Below are 19,088 nucleotides of genomic sequence, written 5' to 3'. Positions count from 1 at the left end.
TTTATGGGTGATTTGAATAAAGATTGGATGCCAGGTTTTGGCACTATATATACTTGGTTTGCTATGGATAAAAATGGCAGGCTGGCAATGATGGTGAATAATTGTTTTGGTGATTTGCCGCAGCAGTTGCTGATGATGGATAAAGCTGAGGATTTTCTTGATAGGATGAATGAGTTTTTATGGGAGGAGTCTGCTGGATTTACAAATTACCCCAAGGATAAGAATGGGGGGTTTGAAGTGGATTTGTACTCTGCGTCTGCTTGGAGTAAGCGCTCCTCTCGCGAGGAAGTCTTTGAAAGTCTACTAAAGGAATTTATGCGTAGGGGGCGGTTTTCGGATGCAAATATCCCGAAAAATAAAGGATTTTATATCTATCATGGGGTGGAGGGGAGTTGCGCGGGGGAGGACTACCCAGTGGGCTACGACGGAACAACTGAAATGGGGGATTATTTCAGGTTTCTCATGCCCAGTGTTTTAGGTGGGATTGAGGATTTTCCGGAGGAATTGCGTAGAGGGGTTGCGGTTTCTGTGACTGTGGATTTCTCAGTTGATAGGGTTCTGGCTGGGAGTAATATAAGTGAATATTTTCCTAAGCTTTATTCTTGAGTTGTAGTTTGCGTGGCAGTGTAAATTTATTGGCCTGGTTCTAATAGTTGGGTTGCTAAGTAATCTCGTTGATCTGAAGCGTGGGGTGGTTGGTTAGCAAAACACCCCGCTACTCACCCAAGCTTTCGACTTGTCTGGCTTTTGTGGCGTGGGTCGAAGTGCGATTCGTCTAGATTGACTCTCTACAACTACGCTTTCAGCTCCACCATAAAAAAGCCCGGCATCCACAGGGCTTCGTCATTTCAGGAGAACCGTCTCAGCGGGATATCAATGCGGCCGTTCCCCTGCACCGAACGCCCGGCGCTGATGAACTGGGGCCGGAAGTCGGCGAAGAAGAGGATGTCCTTGGGGTTGCTGGCGGCGAGGCCGAAGGCTTTCCAGTAGAGGACGCGGAAGCCGGGGTTGATCGGTTGCTCCTCGGCGGCCACAGGTTTTGCGGCGTTGCGCGATTGCTTCCAGCTCTGCCAGGCGAGGTAGAAGAGGTAGAGCGCGCCGACGAGCTTGAGCAGGCTGAACAGCTGCTCGGAGGCCAGCAGCAAGGCGCCGAGGCCGAGTGCGGAGGCGGCGAGCAGGCCTGTGGCGGCGCCACCCTGAAGACCGGCAATGACCTGCTCCGCCGGCCAGCTGGACTACCAGACACGCAACCAGCTGACTCCGGAGGAACAGCGCAACCTGACCCTCTGACCTCACCCCCGGCCGCCCCTTGGGGCGGCACCCCTTTCCCGAGGGCGGCAGGCGACTGCCGCTCTTTTTTTGTGTTTCTTACGGGCTCGCACCTGGCAGGTGTTAGCGGTACTCACATGCAAAACTGCCCTTGCAGGCTTTCCCACTGCCTCATATAGTCCGCCCGTTGCGGTCAATCCCGTAGCCGACCTTGGCCGGTCGAACTCTCTAGGCGCACAGGCGCCGACCATCCGATTGCAGGCGCTTTTTTCATGCCTGCGACGTCGTGTTATGGCGGCTGTGCGCGGGACACCTTCGGGTGTGCCGGGCACCTAGAGTCCCGGTCGGCCAACCTGCGTACAGCCGTCACCCATTTCCTTCGCTTGGCCGCGAAGGGTGATGGCTCTCACTCTAGGAGCATCACGTCATGACTCGCGCCGCTCTCGATAACTTCATCTCTTCTGTATTCGCACCCAGCCAACTTTGCAGCGGTGGAGGTGTTCATCATGGCTGACCTGCGCCCGCTCTCCGCCAACCCTTCCGGTTCTTCTGTCCTCTTGCTCGATGGCAGCCGGTCCTACATGGAACTCCAGGAAACAGCCGAGTACCGCCTGGTTGCTGCGCGAGATTTGCTCGCCAGTCTCTCGTGCATGGAGGGCTCCTGTGTCGATGGGCGTGATCTGGCCAATGTGGCCGACGCGGCTTACTTGCTGCTGTCGGATGCCAGCGACTTGTTCCGTGCTGCCCGCGAGGCGGTGCGGCGTGATCGCCTTGGCGTTCGTCGCTAAGCCCTTTACGTACCCATGAAGAGGCCCGGCATCAGCCGGGCTTCTTCATTTCGGGCGAGCCGTTTTTGCAGAGACGGCAGAGGTTCCGGGTGCCCCGGACAGCACGTTTACGAGCGCAGCCCTTGGCGATCCCGGGAGGGGCTGCGAGATCCGCCGCATGGGTTTCGCTGCGCTCTACCCATCCTACGAAAAGCTGAGCGAGGCACGGGGCTGGGCCGTGTGTAGGGTGGATGCCGCTCTTCGCATCCACCGGGCGGAGGTGGGCAGGTCTCCCCTGTAATGCGCATTCCAGACGCTTCCGGCCCCTTGAAAGCAACCCCACCGAAATCCGTTCATGAAGATTCGATGACAAAAGTTCGGTGGTGCCGTCCGGCCCCGGTCAAGGTGATGTACGGAGCGTCAACGGCGAGGGATATCGCCGAAAGGGAACGTGTCGCCAGGGAGGGCGACGACTTTCGCCCGCGGTTTGCGGGCGTGCCGAGGCCAGTGGAACAGGGGCGATGGGGAATATGGACGGTTACTCGAAAGTGGGCATGCAGGAGCTCGACCAGCGTCTGTCGAAGATCGTCGAGGCGGCGCGCAAGAAGCCGGTCTCGGTCTACCGCTACGCCGCGCCCTGGGTCTGGATCGTGTCCCAGGACGATTGGCAGAGCGCGCTCAAGGAGGTCTCCAGCTACATCCCGCCCGGCCATTCGCTGGTCCTGTTGCGGCCGCAGATCGACGAGGTGATGGGCCAGGCCCTGGCCGAGCTGCAGGGCTGGGCCCGGGCGCAGCAGCTGCAGGTGCCGCTGCCGGCCCTGCTGCATGCGCTGCTGCTGCAACTGCTCTATTCGCTGCCCAGCGAGAAGCAGCTCTACGAGCAGCTCAACTACAACCTGCTGTTCCGCTGGTTCGTCGGCCTGGAGCTGAACCAGCGGGTCTGGGGCTTCTCGGTCTTCGTCCGGGACCTGGGGCAGGTGCTGGACAACCCGCAGGCGGTGCGCCTGATCGAGCGGGTGATAGGCGAGGTGTTCTCCGGCGGCCTGATGCAGATGCCGGAGTTCTCGCTGAACTTCGCCCAGCTGCATACCTGGCTGGCCCGGCACGCGGCCGGCGCACGGCAACGCTGAAGGCGGCCGGCGAACCAACAACGAAACGTTCACTGATGCGGTGCGGCACGCGCGTTCGGGCGCGGCCACGCCTGCACGGAAGGCGGCCCGGGCATACCGGGCGCCATTTCACGAGGGGGCTGTGTGGGTCATCTGTCATTCAACCAACGAGGCGTCGTCGCGGCCCTGAGCCTGCCGTTCGCGCCGGCCTGCCTGGCGTTGGCGATCCACGCCGCGCCGGTGTCCGCGGAGGAGGGGGCGCAGCCGGCGGCCAGCGCCGACGCCCCGGCTCGGCGGGTCGACGTCAACGAGTACGTGGTGCGCGGCAACACGGTGCTGGAGGCCCGCGACATCGAGGAGGCGGTCTACCCCTTCCTCGGCCCGCAGCGCAGCCTCGCCGATATCGAGGGCGCCCGCGACGCCTTGCAGCAGCGCTACCAGGGCAAGGGCTACCAGTCGGTGTTCGTCGAGCTGCCGGAGCAGCAGGTGGAAGGCGGCGTGGTCTACCTGCAGGTCAGCGAGACCAAGGTGGGCCGCGTGCGCGTGGTCGGCGCCAGGCACTACTCGCCGGTGGCCATCCTCGACGACGTGCCGGCGCTGGAGGAGGGCAAGGTGCCCGACTTCGCCAAGGTCCAGGGCGAGCTGGCGGCGATCAATCGCAACCCCGGCCGCCAGGTGGTGCCGCTGGTGCGCGAAGGCCAGCGCCCGGGGACCATGGACGTGGACCTGCAGGTGGAGGACAAGAACCCCTGGCAGGCCAGCGTCGGCCTGAACAACGACTACAGCGCCGACACCGAGAAACTGCGCTCGGTGGTCAGCCTCGGCTACAACAACCTCTTCCAGCGCGGCCACAGCGCCTCGCTGACCTACTTCACCGCCCCCGAGGACCGCGACAACGCCGAGGTCTGGTCCGGCTCCTACGCCGCGCCCCTGGACGAGCGCTGGACGCTGCAGTTCTCCGGCTACCAGTCCGACAGCGACGTGGCCACCATCGGCGGCAGCAACGTGCTCGGCAAGGGCCACTCCTATGGCGTCTCGCTGATCTACGGCCTGCCTCCGGAAGGCCCCTGGGCCCACTCGCTGTCGGTGGGCGTCGATTTCAAGGATTTCGAGGAGTCGCTGCAATTCGGCGGCGCCGAGGACAAGGTGCCGCTCAAGTACGCCCCCATCACCCTGGGCTACAACGGCTACCGCTACACCGAGGCCTCGCAGCTGGGCCTCGGCCTGGCGCTGGTGGCCGGCACCCGCGAGTTCCTCGGCTACGGCAGCGACGCCGAGGCGTTCGACTACAAGCGCTACCGCGCCAACCCCAGCTTCGCCGTGTTCAAGGGCGACGCCACCTACACCTTCGGCTTCGGCGGCGACTGGCAGTCGGCGACCAAGCTGGGCTTCCAGCTGGCCTCCGGGCCGCTGGTCTCCAACGAGCAGTTCTCCGCCGGCGGCGCCACCAGCGTGCGCGGCTACCTGGCCGCCGAACGCACGGGCGATGACGGCTGGCTGTTCTCCCAGGAGCTGCGCACGCCCTCGCTGGCCGCCTTCCTCGGCAAGGGCCTGGCCGGCTACGTCGAGGACTGGCGCCTCTACGCCTTCGCCGAGGGCGCGCAGCTCTCCCTGCAGGACCCGCTGCCCGACCAGGACGACAGCTACAGCCTCGCCAGCGTCGGCCTGGGCACACGCGCCACGCTGCGCGAATGGCTGTCCGGCAGCCTCGACTGGGGCTACCCGCTGAAGGATGGCCCCAACACCGAAAAACGAGACCCGCGCGTGCATTTCAGCGTGCAGGCGAACTTCTGACCCCACAGGCACCGACTCCGGAGTGACACACATGCAACGCTTGATCTTCACCGCGCTCATCAGCCTGGGGCTCCTGTACCCGGCGATCGCCAGTGCCTGGTGGCAGGACGACTGGCTCTACCGCAAGCAGATCTCCGTCGACACCACGCCCCAGGGCGCCGCCATCGACCAGGCCGCCGGGCGCACGCCGCTGCTGGTGCGCCTGCACACCGGCAACTTCAGCTTCGACGGGGTCAACGAGAACGGCTCGGACATCCGCTTCGTCGCCGCCGACGACAAGACCGTGCTCAACCACCAGGTGGAAAGCTTCGACCCGCTGATGGGTATGGCGCTGATCTGGGTGGACGTACCCCAGGTGGAAGGCGGCCAGCGCCAGGACATCTGGATGTACTACGGCAACGCCAAGGCCCCGGCCACTGGCAACGGCCAGCTGACCTTCGACCCGGACTACAGCCTGGTCTACCACTTCGACGGTGCCGTCGGTGCACCCCCGCGTGACACCACCGCCTACGGCAACCATGGGCAGACGCCGCCCGCCAGCAGCATCGACGGGGTGATCGGGCGCGCCGCCCAGCTCAACGGCCAGCCGCTGATGCTGCCGGCCAGCCCGTCCCTGGCCCTGCCGGCCGGTGGCGCCTTCACCTTCAGCGCTTGGGTGCGTGCCGACCAGTCTGCGGGCGACCAGCTGCTGCTGGCCCGCCGTGATGGCGGCAACGCACTGCTGCTGGGCCTGGCCCAGGGCCTGCCCTTCGTCGAGGTCAACGGCCAGCGCGTCCAGGCCACCCAGGCCCTGGCCGCCGGGCAGTGGCAGCACCTGGCGCTGAGCGCCGACGGCAGCGCCCTGCGCCTGTACGTCAATGGACGCGAGTCCGGTAGCCTCGCGCTTTCGCTGCCGGCCTTCGCCTCGGTGATCGCCATCGGCGCCGACCTGCCCCAAAGCCAGGCCGTGCCCGTGGAAGGCGCCGCCGAAGCCCCGGCGCCAGCCGCCTTCGGTGCCTTCGCCGGGGCCATCGACGAACTGCGCCTGTCCAAGGTCGCGCGCCCGGCGGCGCTGATCCTCGCCGACGCCACCGCCCAGGGCGCCGAATCGCGTCTGGTGGCCTACGGCGTGGATGAAGAGCAGTCCGGCTTCGGCTTCGGCAGCCTCGGCTTCCTGCTCAAGGCGGTGCCGGTGGACGCCTGGGTGATCATCGCCGTGCTGGTGCTGATGATGATCCAGTCCTGGGTGATCATGATCCGCAAGAGCCGCAGCGTGGCCCGCGTGATGCGCGCCAACCAGCTGTTCCGCGAGCAGTTCGCCCGGGTCGGCACCCGCCTGGAGCTGCTCGCCGACGACCGCGCCCTCAACGAGTCCCTGGTGCATTCCTCGCTCTGGCGCCTGTACCAGGTGGCGGTGAAGGAGATCCGCACCCGCCGCGACCAGGGCGCCGACACCTCGTCCATCTCCGCCGCCACCATCGAAGCCATCCGCGCCTCCATGGACGGCGTGCGCACCCGCGAGAACCAGCAGCTGTCCTCGCGCCTGTCGACCCTGTCCAATGCCATCGCCGGCGGCCCCTACATCGGCCTGCTCGGCACCGTGCTGGGCATCATGGTGGTGTTCCTCGGCACCGCCATGGCGGGCGATGTGAACATCAACGCCATCGCCCCCGGCATGGCCGCCGCGCTGCTGGCCACCGCCATGGGCCTGTTCGTCGCCATCCCCGCGCTGTTCGGCTACAACCGCCTGACCACCCGCAACCGCGAGGTCAGCGCCGACATGCGGGTGTTCGTCGACGAGTTCGTCACCCGCCTGGCCGAAGTGCACGGCGAATCCCAGTTCAGCGAAACGGCGCACCGGCGGGGCCTCCATGCCGGCAGTGCGCCGCTGACCGCCTGAGGACGCTGCCATGGCCAACCTGAGCAGCAGCCATGACGACGACGAGGACGCCGCCGTCGACAGCATCAACATCACGCCCCTGGTGGACGTGCTCATGGTGGTGCTGGTGATGTTCATCCTCACCGCCACCGCCCAGGTCTCGGGCATCCAGATCAACCTGCCCAAGGCCAGCGCCGCCATCTCCCTGGCGCAGCCGAAGACCAAGGCCATCTCGGTCAACGACGGCGGCCAGGTGTTCCTCGACGCCTACCCGGTGACCCTGCCGGAGCTGGAGGACCGCCTGCGCACCGAGAAGGCGCTGAACCCCGACTTCCCGGTGATCGTGCGCGGCGACGCCACGGTGCAGTACCAGAAGGTCATCGAAGTGCTCGACCTGCTGCGGCGCCTGGAGCTGTCCCAGGTCGGGCTGGTCACCGGCAAACCGAACCAGGGCTGACCATGACCACCTTTCCCAGCAAGGGCCCCGATAGCGGGCTCGCCGAAGTCCGCAGGGCCGAGCCGACCTGGCGCCGGCCGCTGGCCTGGGGCCTGGGGGCGCTGGTCGCCGCCGGCCTCGCCTGGCTGCTCTGGCAGTGGGCCAACGACATGAGCGGCGTGCGCCGCGAGGCGCCGAAGATCCCCGCGATCATCCCGCTGCCACCGCCGCCGCCCCCACCGCCGGTGCAGGAGAAGCCGCCGGAGCCGGAAACCCCGGTGGAGGAAAAGATCGTCGAGCCGGAACCCACCCCCGAGCCCGAGGAGGTCAAGCCGGAGGAGGAGGCACCGCCTACGCCCGCCGACGACCTGGCCAACCCCATGCAGATGGACGGCGACGCCCAGGCCGGTTCCGACGCCTTCAACATCGGCGCCGGCAAGGGCGGCGGCATGGCCGGCAGCGGCGGTGGGCGCCTGGGCAACGGCACCTACAGCCAGTTCCTCGCCTACGCCTTCCAGCGCCTGATGCGCGACAGCCCCGAGCTGCGCTCGCTGGCCTTCCGCGTGCACCTGGACGTGTGGATCGACCAGGGCGGCCAGGTCATCCGCGTGGAGCTGACGCGATCCACCGGCGACCCGGAACTCGACGCCAAGGTGCTGGCCGCGCTGCGTGCCTCGCCCGCCCTGGAACGCCCGCCGGCCTCGATATCGATGCCGGTCCGAATCTCGTTGCAAGGACGCCGGCCCAGCTAGGCCGCGCCACCAAGAACAGCCAAGGAGTAGAACCATGATCTGCAGAATGAGCCGACTGGCGCTGGGGATAGGCGCCGTGGTCGCCGGCCTGGCCGGCCCGGTGCTGGCGCAACCGCCGGCGCCTTCGGAAAACGCCACCATCAACCTGATCCGCCTGCTGGTGCAGCAGGGCGTGCTCAAGCAGGACCAGGCCCAGGCGCTGATCCAGCAGGCCGAGGCCGAGGCCGTGCAGGCCCGCCAGGCCGCCGCCACGGCCCCATCGGCCCCGGCCGGGGTGCCGGGCGAGGTGCGCGTGCAGTACGTGCCGGCCATCGTCCGCGACCAGATCCGCGACCAGGTCAAGGCCGAGGTCATGGCCCAGGCCAGGCAGGAGAACTGGGCCGCGCCCAACACCTTCCCCGACTGGGTGTCGCGCATCAGCCTGGAGGGCGACGTGCGCCTGCGCAGCGAATCGCGCTACTACTCCGACACCAACAGCGACCGCATCGTCGACTTCGCGCGGATCAACGACCGCGGCCCCTACGACATCAACACCAACACCAACCGGCAGCTGCCACCGCTGCTCAACACCCGCGAGGACCGCGAGAACCTGCTGCGCCTGCGCGCCCGCCTGGGCATGCGCGCCGTGCTCTCGCCGAGCTGGACGGCGGTCATGCGCATCGGCACCGGCTCCGACAGCGGCCCGGTGTCCACCACCCAGACCCTGGGCGGCGGCTTCGGCAAGAAGGACCTGTGGCTCGACCAGGGCTACCTCGCCTACAAGCCCGACGAGCGCCTGACCCTCACCGGCGGGCGCATGCCCAACCCGTTCTACACCACCGACCTGCTGTACTCGGGCGACCTCAACTTCGACGGCCTGGCGGCGGTGTTCGACCAGCCGCTGGACCGCGACATGGGGCTGTTCGGCACCCTCGGCGCCTTCCCGGTGGAATACAGCTCCGACACCGCCAGCAGCAACGGCTTCGACAAGGAGAGCAGCAGGAACAACTGGCTCTACGGCGCCCAGCTCGGCGCCCGCTGGCAGCTGGACGCGGACAACAGCGTCAAGGGCGCGCTGGCCTACTACCGCTTCGACGACATCGAAGGCCGGCGCTCCAGCCCCTGTTCCCTGTACTCCGGCCAGCCGGCCTGCGACACCGACGAGTCGCGCCCCGCCTTCATGCAGAAGGGCAACACCCTGATGCAGCTGCGCAACATCGTCATCGACCCGGCCAACCCCACCACCACGCCGCAGCCGCAGTACTTCGGCCTGGCCTCCGAGTTCAACCTGGTGGACCTCAACCTCGCCTGGGACACCGCGCTGTTCCACGATTTCAAGCTGCGCAGCCAGGCCCACTACGTGCGCAACCTGGGCTACGACGAGGGTGAGATCCGCAAGCGCTCGGCCGGCCAGCTGGCCAACAACGTCGACGCCAGCGGCAACATCGAGAGCGGCGATACCGCCTGGATGCTGCAGTTCACCCTGGGCAACGCCCTGGACCTGAAGAAGCACGGCGACTGGAACCTCTACGCCGGCTACAAGCGCATCGAGCCCGACGCCCTGCCGGACGGCTTCAACGACTCGTCCTTCCACCTCGGCGGCACCAACGCCAAGGGCTGGTTCCTCGGCGCCAACTACGGCTTCGACAAGAACATCGTCGGCAGCGTCCGCTGGCTGAGCGCAGAGGAGGTCTACGGCGCGCCCTTCGACATCGATGTCCTGCAACTGGAGGTCAACACGCGCTTCTGACGCGCGTGTGGCCAAGGAGCGAGAGCATGAACACCCGATCGCACACGCCGCTGAAGCTGGGCCTTGCCCTGCTGCTGGGGGCCAGCATCGCCAACGCGGCCTCGGCCGAAGGCATGGAGGAGCGCCTGCGCGCCCAGTTGCGCAGCACCACCCAGCAGCTGCAGGCGTTGCAGAGCGAGCAGGCCCAGGCCGCCGCCGCGCGCACCGCGGCCGAGGGCCAGCTGGCGGCGGCCCAGGCGCAGATCAAGCAGCTCACCGCCGAGCTGGCCAAGGCGAAGGGCCAGGCCGAGCAACTCGCCGGCCAGCAGGACAGCCTGCGCAGCGCCGCCCAGGCCCAGGTCGCGGCCAGCACCCTGCAGGTGGGCAAGTTCAAGCAGGCCTACGACGAACTGCTGGGCCGCGCCCGTGGCATCGAGTCGGCCCGCGCCCAACTGGCCACCGACCTCGCCACGCGTGACGAGCAGGTGCAGCAGTGCACCGCCAAGAACCAGCAGATGTACCAGGTGGCCAAGGACATCCTCGAGGCCTACGAAAAGATCGACGTCAGCGACGTGATGAAGATCCGCCAGCCCTTCGCCGGCAGCGCCCGGGTGAAGTTCGAGGAGCTGGCGCAGACCTACGGTGACGCGCTCTACAAGACCCACTTCGACGCCGCCATGGTGCCCGCCGCCGGCCAGTGACCCACGGGTGCCGGCATGGCCGACACCGAACCGCAGACAAGGAACCGCGCAATGACCGCCATCGACATGATCCACAGCATCACCCCCGACCAGCTCACCGAGCGCCTGCAGGCCGCCGGCTACCGCGTCAACCGCACCGAGCAGGGCGGCGTGGTGCAACTGCTCAGCGCCAGCCAGGGCATCGGCTTCGCCGTGCGCTTCGGCAATCCGGCCACTGACGCGGGTGCCTACCTCGACTACTGCTTCAGCTGCGCCCTGCGCATCCAGGGCGAGCTGCCGGCGGGCCTCGCCGAGGTGTGGAACGCCAGCCGCCGCTTCGCCCGCCTTTCGCGCCAGGGCGAGTTCCTCGTGCTGGAGATGGACGCCATCGTCGCCGCCGGCGTGAGCCCGCAGCACCTGCAGGGCCAGATGGAACTGTGGGACCGCCTGCTGCAGGAGTTCATCGCCTACCTGCGCGACTACAGCCAGGTCATGGCCCGCGAGCAGGCCGCCGCCACCCCGGCGCCGGCCGAAACCGCCGACAGCGAGGCGTGAGCGCGATGAACGCCAAGGGCCGGATGGTCGGCATCGGAGCACTGGCCGCCGTGGCGCTGGCGGTGGGCTTGGCGCTCGGCTTGCGCCCGGGCAGTGCGCCTGAAGCGGCGGTGCAGGCCGCGCCCCAAGTGCAGCAGGCGAGGGTGTCCACCCAGGCCGCCCCCGCCGAGCGTGCGGTGGCGCGCCTGGGCGAGCTGGAACTGGGCGAGGGCGAGCTGCAGGCGGTGCTGGATGGCCTGCCGCCGGCCACCCGCGAACAGCTGCGTGCCGACCGGGGCGCCCTGGAAGGCTGGGTGCGCGGGCGGCTGGCGGAGAAGGCCCTGCTGCAGCAGGCCCAGGCCCAGGGCTGGGAAGAGCGCCCCGACATCCAGCGCCTGACCCGCGCCGCCACCGAGCAGATCCTCCTGCGCACCTACCTGGAGTCGGTCAGCCAGGTGCCCGCCGACTACCCCGGCGACGCCGAGCTGCAGGCCGCCTACGAGGCCGGCAAGGACAACTGGATGACCCCGGCGCTGTACCGCGTCAGCCAGATCTTTCTCGCCGTCGGCCCCGGTGCGGCTGAGGAGCAGGTGCGCAAGCAGGCCATCGAGCTGGCCCGCCGCGCGACGGCTGCCAACGCCGATTTCGCCGCCCTGGCGCGCCAGTATTCCCAGGATGCCCGCACGGCGGAGCAGGGTGGCGACACCGGCCTGCAACCGCTTGCGCAGTTCGTCCCGGCGATGCGCCAGGTACTCGCCCGCCAGCGCGTGGGCAGTGTGACCGAGCCGCTGCGCAGCGAGGCCGGCTACCACATTCTCAAGCTCACCGAGCAGCAGCCCGGCCGCGTCGCCAGTCTCGACGAGGTGCGCGACCGCCTGCGCCAGGCCTTGCGTGCGCAACGCCAGCAACAGGTGGCACGGGCCTACCTGGACGGCATGGTCAGCTCGGCGACCCTGAGCATCGACGGTGCGAGCCTCAACCAGGCGCTGGAGCGGGCCCACTGAGACGGCGCCGGGCGGGAGGCCCGGCGCGAGGCAACCTTACGGAGGAGGGTTTATGGCATTGCAGGAGAACGACCACCCGGCAAGCGGCGGCGGCGCCGTGAGCGAGCACGGGGCCGACGAGGGCTTCGCCGGCCTGGACATGGAGGCGGCGCACTTCTTCGTGGTGGCCGCCCGTTGCGGCTGCTTCATGCAGGCGGCGCGCAGCCTGAGCGTCAAGCCGACGCTGCTGCGCAAGAAGCTCGGGGTGCTGGCGGCCTGGGCCGGGCACCCGCTGTTCCAGCACCAGGGCAACGCCCTGGTGCTGAGCCCCGAAGGCCGGCGCCTGCGCACCCAGCTGGCGGCGCGCCTGGCGGTGCTGTCCCCGGGCCTGGCGCAGAACGAAGACCAGCCGCTGGTGCGCATCGCCGTCGCCGAGCCGCTGCTGCACGACATCCTCGGCCGCGACCTGCTGGCCTTCCTCCGCCAGCACGCCAACGTGCGCCTGGAACTGGCACGCCTCGACGAGGGCGAGGCGCCGGCGGCGGACACCGACCTGCGCGTATGGCTGGCCCCGCCCGGTGACGCCACGCCCTGGCCGGGTTTCGCCAGCGCCCACCAGGTGTGCCTGGCCCAGATGGAATACCTGCCCCACATCGCCAAGCGCTACTCCCGCGAGACCAGCCGCCCGCGCAGCCTGGTGGAGCTTGCGGACTACATGCTGGTCGACCTCCACGGCTACGCCGGCATCGAGGCGCTGCGACCCTGGAACCTGGCCATCGCCGAACGCCGCGCCGGGGTCACCCGAGTCAACTCCTACGAAATGCTCCGGCAGATGATCCAGTGGAGCGCCTGCATCGGCCTGTTGCCCCATTACGTCAGCCAGCTGGACAAGAACCTCATGGCCCTGCCGGCGTTGTTCGAACCGCGCATGGACATGCAGGCCTGGCTCGCTGTCCGTGCCGGCGAAGAAGAGCGCGAGGAAGTCCGCCGCCTCGTCGCCCTGGTGCATGCCGCCTTCGATGAGCGCCGGGATTGGTTCTAGCGTTCGGAAGGGGAGTCGGTGCGGGGACGGTACGTACAGCACTCCCTACGTGAAGCGGGTGTGCGAGTGGATGGGTGATGCGTACACCAATGTGAAGCGCTGGGAAGGAAGTTGGAGCAGCGGCCAAACGCCCCTTTCAGGAGGCCGAGCGCAATCGTCGTTTCAGGGGTTGAGCGACATGGATGTCGCGAGAGCCGCGATGGGCCATGGATGGCCCTTCGCGGCGTGCCCCTGAAACGATGATGGAGTGAGGGAAGTCTGGCGAAGCCAGACCCGTATGGAGGGGCGAGCGCTTTTGGTTCCTTTTAAGGCGATTGTTAAAAGGGACTCGCCCGGCAAGGCGAAACAGAAGCCATCAGCAAACTCGGCAATCTGCTGGGCTCCAGAACGCCAGCTCCATAGGTTGGGCTGAGGTACGAAGCCCAACATGACGGGGCCGGGTTTCACGCCGTTGGGCCTCGCTACGCTCGGCGCCAACCTACGGCGATGCGGCGCATCGCTGGGCGACTGAAGTCGCCCCTACAGCGATAGGCGTCACCCCTCATGCGCCCAATCGCGCTTGCGGATCTGCTTGGCGCGGCGTTCGAGCACCAGGTACACCACGCAGGCGATGGCCAGGGGCAGGAGGAAGTAGATGGCGCGGTAGCCGATCAGCGCGGCGAGGAGGGTGCCCTTGGACATCTGGTGCTGCATCAGGGCGATGAACACCGCCTCCAGCACGCCGAGCCCGGCGGGGATGTGGGTGATGACCCCGGCGATGCTGCTGATCAGGAGGATGCCGAGGATCGACGGGTAGAAGGCTTCCTTGGGCAGCAGGATCCAGATCAGCGCCGCCATCAACGACCAGTTGAGCATGCCCAGGCCGACCTGGATCAGCGCCATGCGCAGGCTCGGCAGGGTCAGCTCCTGGTTGCGGAAGCGCCAGTTGCGGCGCTTGGAGAAGCGGCAGGCGGCGAGGTAGGCGAGGGCGGCGGCCACCAGGGCGAAGCCGATCAGTTGCAGGCCGGTCTCGCCGATCTTCCAGCCTTCGGGCAGGTCCACCAGGCGCAGGGAGAAGACGCAGCCGGCCAGCAGCATGTAGCCCAGCCAGTTGGTGATCAGGCTCAGGCTGAGCACCTTGGTGATGGTCGGCACGTCCAGCCCCAGGCGCGAGTAGAGGCGGTAGCGCAGGGCGATGCCGCCCACCCAGGAGCTGAGGTTGAGGTTGAAGGCGTAGCAGACGAAGGTGACCGGGATGGTCTGCCAGGCCGGCAGCTTGTGCGCGGTGTAGTGGCGGCCCACCAGGTCGAAGCAGCAGTAGGTGGCGTAGCTCGCCGCGCAGGCCAGCCCGGCCAGCGCCAGGGTGGTGGCCTTGTAGTTGGCGATGGCCTGGCGCACTTCCTGCCAGTCGAGGTTCTTCACCAGCATGAACAGCAGCACCGGCACCAGGCAGAAGAAGAACGCCGTCAGGCCGCGCTTGGCCCAGGTCTTCCAGGTGGCCTTGCGCGCGCTCATGAGCTTTTCTCCTGTTGTTCGTAGACCGGCTCGACGCCGGCATCCTCCAGCGGCTGCAGCGACTTGATGCGCGGTGAGTGGGCGGGGAACCAGCCGGCGATGGCCGGGAAGTGCCGCAGGAAGTGGAAGCTGAGGAAGATCAGTGGCGCCCGCCACCAGTGGCCCCTTGTGATGCGCTGCAACGTCACGCGATTGCACTTGGCGTCGGCGAGCTGCTGCAGGTGGTCGTGCAACTGCCGGTTGAAGGCCGGGTCGCGGATCACCAGGTTGGCCTCCAGGTTCAGCGACAGGCTCAGCGGGTCGAGGTTGCTCGAGCCCACCGTGGCCCATTCGCCGTCCACCAGCGCCACCTTGCCGTGCAGCGGCCGCTGGCAGTATTCGTGTATCACCACGCCGTCGCGCAGCAGGTAGTTGTAGAGCAGCCGCGAGCACAGGCGCACCAGCGGCATGTCCGGCTGGCCCTGGAGGATCAGGGTCACCTGTACGCCGCGCCGGGCGGCATTGCGCAGCTCGCGCAGCAGGCGGTAGCCAGGGAAGAAATAGGCATTGGCCACCACCAGCCGCTGCCGGGCCGAGCGCAGCGCGCGCAGGTACTGTTCCTCGATGTCGTTGCGATGGCGCTCGTTGTCGCGGATCGACAGCAGCATGCGGGCAGGCCCGGCCTCGCGGTTTTCCGGCGATTCCGGCAGCAGGCTGTGCACCTCGCTGGCGCTGTGGGACAGCAGCTGGCCGCAGGTACGGTGCAGGTCGCAGACGATGGGCCCGCGTACCGCCACCGCGTAGTCCTGCTTGGCCATGGGGCCGAAGTCGGCGAGGTGATCGGCGCAGAAGTTGATACCGCCGATGAAGCCCAGCTCGCCGTCCACCACCACCAGCTTGCGGTGCAGGCGGCGGAACAGGTTGGTGCGCATGCCCAGTACCCGGGGGCGTGGGTCGAACATGTGCAGGTTGACGCCGGCCTCGGTCATCTCGCGGATGTAGCGGGTGCCGAGGTCGGCGGTGCCGTAGCCGTCCACCGTCAGCTCCACGCGCACGCCGCGCCGTGCGGCGGCGATCAGGGTCTCCTTGAGGCGCAGGCCGACCTTGTCCTCGAAGACGATGAAGGTCTCCAGCAGCACTTCGTGGCGGGCCTTGTCGATGGCCTCGAACACCGCCGGGAAGAAGGCCTCGCCATTGATCAGCAACTCGACATGGTTGCCTTCACGCCAGTCGAATTTCACAGGTGCACCTCCACAAGCAAGGGGGCGTGGTCGGACAGGTGGGACCAGGGCCGGCGCAGCAGCACCTGGGGTGAGTGGCTGGTGGCATTGCGCACGTAGACGCGATCCAGGCGCAGCAGCGGCCAGCGTGCCGGGAAGCTGCGTGCCGGGGCGCCATAGGCGTTGACGAAGGCCTCGACCATGCCGCGGCTGGCGAGGATGTCGTCGGCGCGCACGCGCCAGTCGTTGAAGTCGCCGGCGACTATCACCGGCGCCAGCGGCGGCAGGCTGTCGAGCAGGCGGCAGAGCAGTTCCAGCTGTTCGCGGCGGTGGGCTTCGCGCAGCCCCAGGTGCACGCAGATGGCATGCACCTCGCGGTGGCCGGGCACGTCCAGCACCGAATGCAGCAGGCCGCGTTCCTCGTTGCCGGCGATGGACGCATCGAGGTTCTCGTAGCGCAGGATGGGGAATTTCGACAGCAGCGCATTGCCGTGGTCGCCTTCCGGGTAGACCGCGTTGCGGCCGTAGGCGAAGTCGGTCCACATGCTGTCGGCGAGGAATTCGTACTGGGGCGTCGGCGGCCAGTTGCTGAAGCGCCTGGCATGCAGCTGGTGGGTGCCGAGCACCTCCTGCAGGAACACCAGGTCGGCACCGAGGGTGCGCACGGCATCGCGCAGCTCCGGGAGGATGAAGCGGCGGTTGAGGGGCGTGAAGCCCTTGTGGGTGTTCACCGTGATGATGCGCAGCTGGTGCACGGCCGGCAGCAGGTCGGTGGCGGGCAAGGGGGCACTGGTGACGGTATTCACAGGTCGGCTCCTTCCAGGGGCTGGCCGGGTTCGGTCTGCAGGTGCCCGGCCAGGCCGAGTCGTTCCAGCAGCTGGCGGGCGTCATAGGGCGCGCGCACCTTGATGTCGTTGTCGAAGTAGCAGTACAGGTCGCGGCTTTTGCGCCGGGCCGGTGCCTTGGCGCTGATCAGCCGGGCGTCCTCGGGCTGGCTGCCACGGGTCCAGGCTTCGATGCGGCGCTGCCAGGCGTCCAGCGCGGCGTCCGAGTAGCCGCTGGCGTAGAGCTGCTTGTCGCCGTGCAGGCGCATGTAGACGAAGTCGCTGGTGAGGTCCTCCGCGTAGGGCCACTTCTTCGCCGTGTCGGCGACCACCAGCGCCACCTTGTGCCGGCGCAGCAGGGCGACGAAGGCCTCGTCGAGGAAGCTGTCGTTGCGGATCTCCACCGCGTGGCGCAGGCGCAGGCCCTTGGGAATGTCCAGGTAGCCCTCCACGTGCATGCGCGCGTCGCTGTGGCGGGCCAGGTCACGGGCGGCGTCGCTGTCGTGGGGCAGGGCTTGCAGAAAATCGGCGAACAGCGTGGGGTCGAACTTGAAGCTGGGCGGGAATTGCCAGAGCACCGGCCCCAGCTTCCCGCCCAGGCGGAACAGCCCCGAGGCCATGAAGTTGGCCAGGGGCTGCTCCAGCTCGCGCAGGCGCGTCACATGGGTGATGTAGCGCGGCGCCTTGACGCTGAAGACGAAGTCCTCGGGGGTGTCGGCCGCCCAGCCGGCGTAGCGCTCGGGCGTCTGCAGGGCGTAGAAGGAGCCGTTGATCTCGATGCTGTTGACGGCGCGGGAGGCGAAGCGCAGCTCCTTCTTCTGCACCAGGCCCTTGGGGTAGAAATCACCCCGCCAGGGGGCGTAGCGCCAGCCGGAAATGCCGATACGGATCTCTGCCATCCTCGCCTCCGCTAGCGTCCCGGAGCCGGGGTGACGGACGCGAGCGTCCGTTCCAGCTGCGCCTCGTCGGCGATCACTTCTTCGCCGCCATCGCCCGCCGGCTGCATCCGCTGTGGGTGCAACTCCACCTTGATCCAGCCGCTCTCGCGGCGGTCGAAGGCCTTGAACGCTTCGATGGCATCGCTCATCGGCTTGACCTGGGTGAGGATCTTGGCCGGGTCGACGCGCTTGTTCAGGGTCAGCTCGATGAGCTTGGGGATGTACTTGCGGTGGTGGCAGTTGCCCATGTTGATGGTCAGGTTCTTGTTCATCGCCAGGCCGATGGGGAAACTGCGCGCCTGCTGCGGGTAGACGCCGATGATCGACAGGGTGCCGGCCTTGGCCAGGCCTTCGACCGCCCATTGCAGGGCCTGGCTCGGGGCATCGCCTGGGTGCCAGTTGTCGCCGTCCGGGTGGGTGCGCGGCGTCAGTTCGGCCATCTCCCGGCGCATGCGTCCGGCGGCGTGGTGGTCGTGGCAGGCGTGCTCGGCGTCCACGCCCACGGCATCGATGGCGCGGTCGACGCCGATGCCATCGGTGAGCCGGCGCAGGGTCTTGACCGGGTCTTCCAGGTCGAAGTTGATCACTTCGGCGCCTTGCTGGCGGGCCATGCGCAGGCGGTCGTCGAGGTGGTCGATGGCGAACACCCGGGCGGCACCCATCAGCTTGGCGCTGGCGATGGCGAACTGACCCACTGGGCCGCAGCCGAACACCGCCACCGTGTCGCCGGGGGTGACCTCGGCCATCTCGGCACCGAAGTAGCCGGTGGGGAAGATGTCGGAGAGCAGGATGGCCTGGTCGTCGCTGATCTCGCTGGGCAGCTTGATCAGGCCGATGTTGGCGTGGGGGATGCGGGCCTTCTCCGCCTGCAACCCATGGAAGGGGCCGGTGGCCTGGGGCCCGCCGTAGAACGCGGTGCCGGCCTCCTTGCCGTTGGGGTTGGCCACGTCGCACTGGGCGTAGTAGCCGGCCCGGCAGTAGGAGCAGTTGCCGCAGGCGATGGTGGAAGGCACCACCACGCGGTCGCCGATCTGCAGGTTGCGCACGTCGTTGCCCAGGGCTTCGACGATGCCGACGCCCTCGTGGCCGAGGATGGTGCCCTTGACCATGCCGCTGACGGTGCCGCGCACGAAGTGCAGGTCGGTGCCGCAGATGGCCGAGGCGGTGAGGCGGATGATCGCGTCCGTGGGCGCCTGCAGGGTCGGCTCGGGGACGTCGTCGAGACGGATGTCGCCCACGTCATGGAATACGACTGCCTTCATGGGTGGCTCCTGTTCGGGCCCGGGCCGGTGCTCGCCGGCGACCAGGCATGGAAAACGGCAGGTGCCCTGGCGGCACCTGTGATAGTTCCGACTGGGCAGCGAGGGAGCGGTTCAGGTTTTCTGCCCGTTGGGCACGAGGCGCAGCCCGGGTTTCGGGCCGGCGTGTGGTGGAGTACCGATCGCGCATGAATTCGCTCCCACGCGGGCGGCGCTGCGTACCGCTTGGCGAATGAATTCGCCCCTACAGCTCCGGGGAGGCTCGGTGCAGGGCCGTAGGGTGTACTGCGCGCACCTGGGAAGGCGGCGCGCACATCGATGTGAGGCCCGGGCATCGAGGGCGGGGCGGCGGGTAGGTCGGGTGAAACCCGGCGTGTGGTGTGGCTCCGATCGCGAATGTATTCGCTCCCACGCGGGCGGCGTTGCGCACCGCTTGGCGAAT

16 protein-coding genes and 2 pseudogenes are annotated in these 19,088 nt (G+C 67.7%); 12 read left to right on the top strand and 6 right to left on the bottom strand.

The window, feature by feature from the left end; translation table 11 throughout:
* The first annotated feature begins 3 nt into the window (after nt 1-3).
* Nucleotides 4-606, top strand: a complete 603-nt coding sequence (locus HSX14_RS16340; protein ID WP_173179856.1) for a hypothetical protein — start codon at nt 4-6, stop codon at nt 604-606.
* Between the two features lie 299 nt (nt 607-905).
* Here HSX14_RS16340 and HSX14_RS16335 read toward each other — a convergent pair.
* A pseudogene (locus tag HSX14_RS16335) lies at nt 906-1,190 on the bottom strand (LysE family translocator); the annotation flags it as partial.
* Nucleotides 1,191-1,775: 585 nt separating this feature from the next.
* Here HSX14_RS16335 and HSX14_RS16330 point away from each other — a divergent pair.
* From HSX14_RS16330 to HSX14_RS16280, 11 genes and pseudogenes are all read left to right on the top strand, one after another.
* Entirely contained in the window at nt 1,776-2,057 is a 282-nt protein-coding gene (locus HSX14_RS16330; protein WP_111264383.1) for a hypothetical protein, read from the top strand.
* A gap of 500 nt (nt 2,058-2,557) precedes the next feature.
* Nucleotides 2,558-2,963, top strand: a pseudogene (locus HSX14_RS31790) (transposase); the annotation flags it as partial.
* Between the two features lie 407 nt (nt 2,964-3,370).
* Nucleotides 3,371-4,939, top strand: coding sequence for a ShlB/FhaC/HecB family hemolysin secretion/activation protein (locus HSX14_RS16320; RefSeq protein WP_373874781.1), 1,569 nt, complete (start codon nt 3,371-3,373; stop codon nt 4,937-4,939).
* 31 nt (nt 4,940-4,970) lie between these two features.
* Nucleotides 4,971-6,818 (top strand): DUF2341 domain-containing protein, encoded by a 1,848-nt coding sequence (locus HSX14_RS16315; protein WP_173179860.1) that lies wholly within the window; start codon nt 4,971-4,973, stop codon nt 6,816-6,818.
* Between the two features lie 10 nt (nt 6,819-6,828).
* The gene (locus HSX14_RS16310) at nt 6,829-7,254 is read left to right on the top strand and encodes an ExbD/TolR family protein (protein WP_021221719.1); all 426 of its coding nucleotides are present in this window, start codon (nt 6,829-6,831) and stop codon (nt 7,252-7,254) included.
* Nucleotides 7,255-7,256: 2 nt separating this feature from the next.
* The gene (locus tag HSX14_RS16305; RefSeq protein ID WP_173179862.1) at nt 7,257-7,985 is read left to right on the top strand and encodes an energy transducer TonB family protein; all 729 of its coding nucleotides are present in this window, start codon (nt 7,257-7,259) and stop codon (nt 7,983-7,985) included.
* Between the two features lie 34 nt (nt 7,986-8,019).
* A complete protein-coding gene (locus tag HSX14_RS16300; RefSeq protein WP_173179864.1) occupies nt 8,020-9,714 on the top strand; it encodes a putative porin in 1,695 nt (564 codons plus the stop codon).
* A 26-nt stretch (nt 9,715-9,740) separates the two neighbouring features.
* Entirely contained in the window at nt 9,741-10,394 is a 654-nt protein-coding gene (locus HSX14_RS16295; protein WP_173179866.1) for a DNA repair protein, read from the top strand.
* Nucleotides 10,395-10,445: 51 nt separating this feature from the next.
* Nucleotides 10,446-10,928 (top strand): YbjN domain-containing protein, encoded by a 483-nt coding sequence (locus HSX14_RS16290; RefSeq protein WP_173179868.1) that lies wholly within the window; start codon nt 10,446-10,448, stop codon nt 10,926-10,928.
* A gap of 5 nt (nt 10,929-10,933) precedes the next feature.
* A complete protein-coding gene (locus HSX14_RS16285) occupies nt 10,934-11,911 on the top strand; it encodes a peptidylprolyl isomerase (RefSeq protein WP_173179870.1) in 978 nt (325 codons plus the stop codon).
* Nucleotides 11,912-11,963: 52 nt separating this feature from the next.
* Nucleotides 11,964-12,932 carry a LysR family transcriptional regulator gene (locus HSX14_RS16280; protein ID WP_173179872.1) on the top strand — a complete coding sequence of 323 codons (969 nt, stop codon included), beginning with the start codon at nt 11,964-11,966 and terminating at the stop codon, nt 12,930-12,932.
* Nucleotides 12,933-13,466: 534 nt separating this feature from the next.
* Here the strand turns inward: HSX14_RS16280 and HSX14_RS16275 are convergent.
* Genes HSX14_RS16275 through HSX14_RS16255 form a run of 5 tightly spaced genes read right to left on the bottom strand, consistent with a single transcriptional unit; the run spans nt 13,467 to nt 18,649 of the window.
* Nucleotides 13,467-14,426 carry a lysylphosphatidylglycerol synthase domain-containing protein gene (locus tag HSX14_RS16275; RefSeq protein WP_173179874.1) on the bottom strand — a complete coding sequence of 320 codons (960 nt, stop codon included), beginning with the start codon at nt 14,424-14,426 and terminating at the stop codon, nt 13,467-13,469.
* Complete coding sequence (gene clsB / locus HSX14_RS16270; protein WP_173179876.1) at nt 14,423-15,646, bottom strand: cardiolipin synthase ClsB; 1,224 nt, start codon at nt 15,644-15,646, stop codon at nt 14,423-14,425. Before clsB ends, HSX14_RS16275 begins: the two co-directional genes overlap by 4 nt.
* The gene (locus HSX14_RS16265) at nt 15,643-16,431 is read right to left on the bottom strand and encodes an endonuclease/exonuclease/phosphatase family protein (protein WP_173179878.1); all 789 of its coding nucleotides are present in this window, start codon (nt 16,429-16,431) and stop codon (nt 15,643-15,645) included. The genes clsB and HSX14_RS16265 overlap by 4 nt, the downstream gene beginning before the upstream one ends.
* Nucleotides 16,428-17,348 carry a DUF72 domain-containing protein gene (locus HSX14_RS16260; RefSeq protein ID WP_173179880.1) on the bottom strand — a complete coding sequence of 307 codons (921 nt, stop codon included), beginning with the start codon at nt 17,346-17,348 and terminating at the stop codon, nt 16,428-16,430. The genes HSX14_RS16265 and HSX14_RS16260 overlap by 4 nt, the downstream gene beginning before the upstream one ends.
* 11 nt (nt 17,349-17,359) lie before the next feature.
* On the bottom strand, nt 17,360-18,649 hold the full coding sequence (locus HSX14_RS16255) for a zinc-dependent alcohol dehydrogenase (protein ID WP_173179882.1): 1,290 nt from the start codon (nt 18,647-18,649) through the stop codon (nt 17,360-17,362).
* Between the last annotated feature and the right edge of the window lie 439 nt (nt 18,650-19,088).

The sequence above is a fragment of the Pseudomonas tohonis genome, from assembly GCF_012767755.2.
Classification (GTDB): Bacteria; Pseudomonadota; Gammaproteobacteria; order Pseudomonadales; family Pseudomonadaceae; genus Metapseudomonas; species Metapseudomonas tohonis.
Note: the sequence above shows the minus strand (reverse complement) of the source record. Positions and strands in the feature narration are given on the sequence as shown.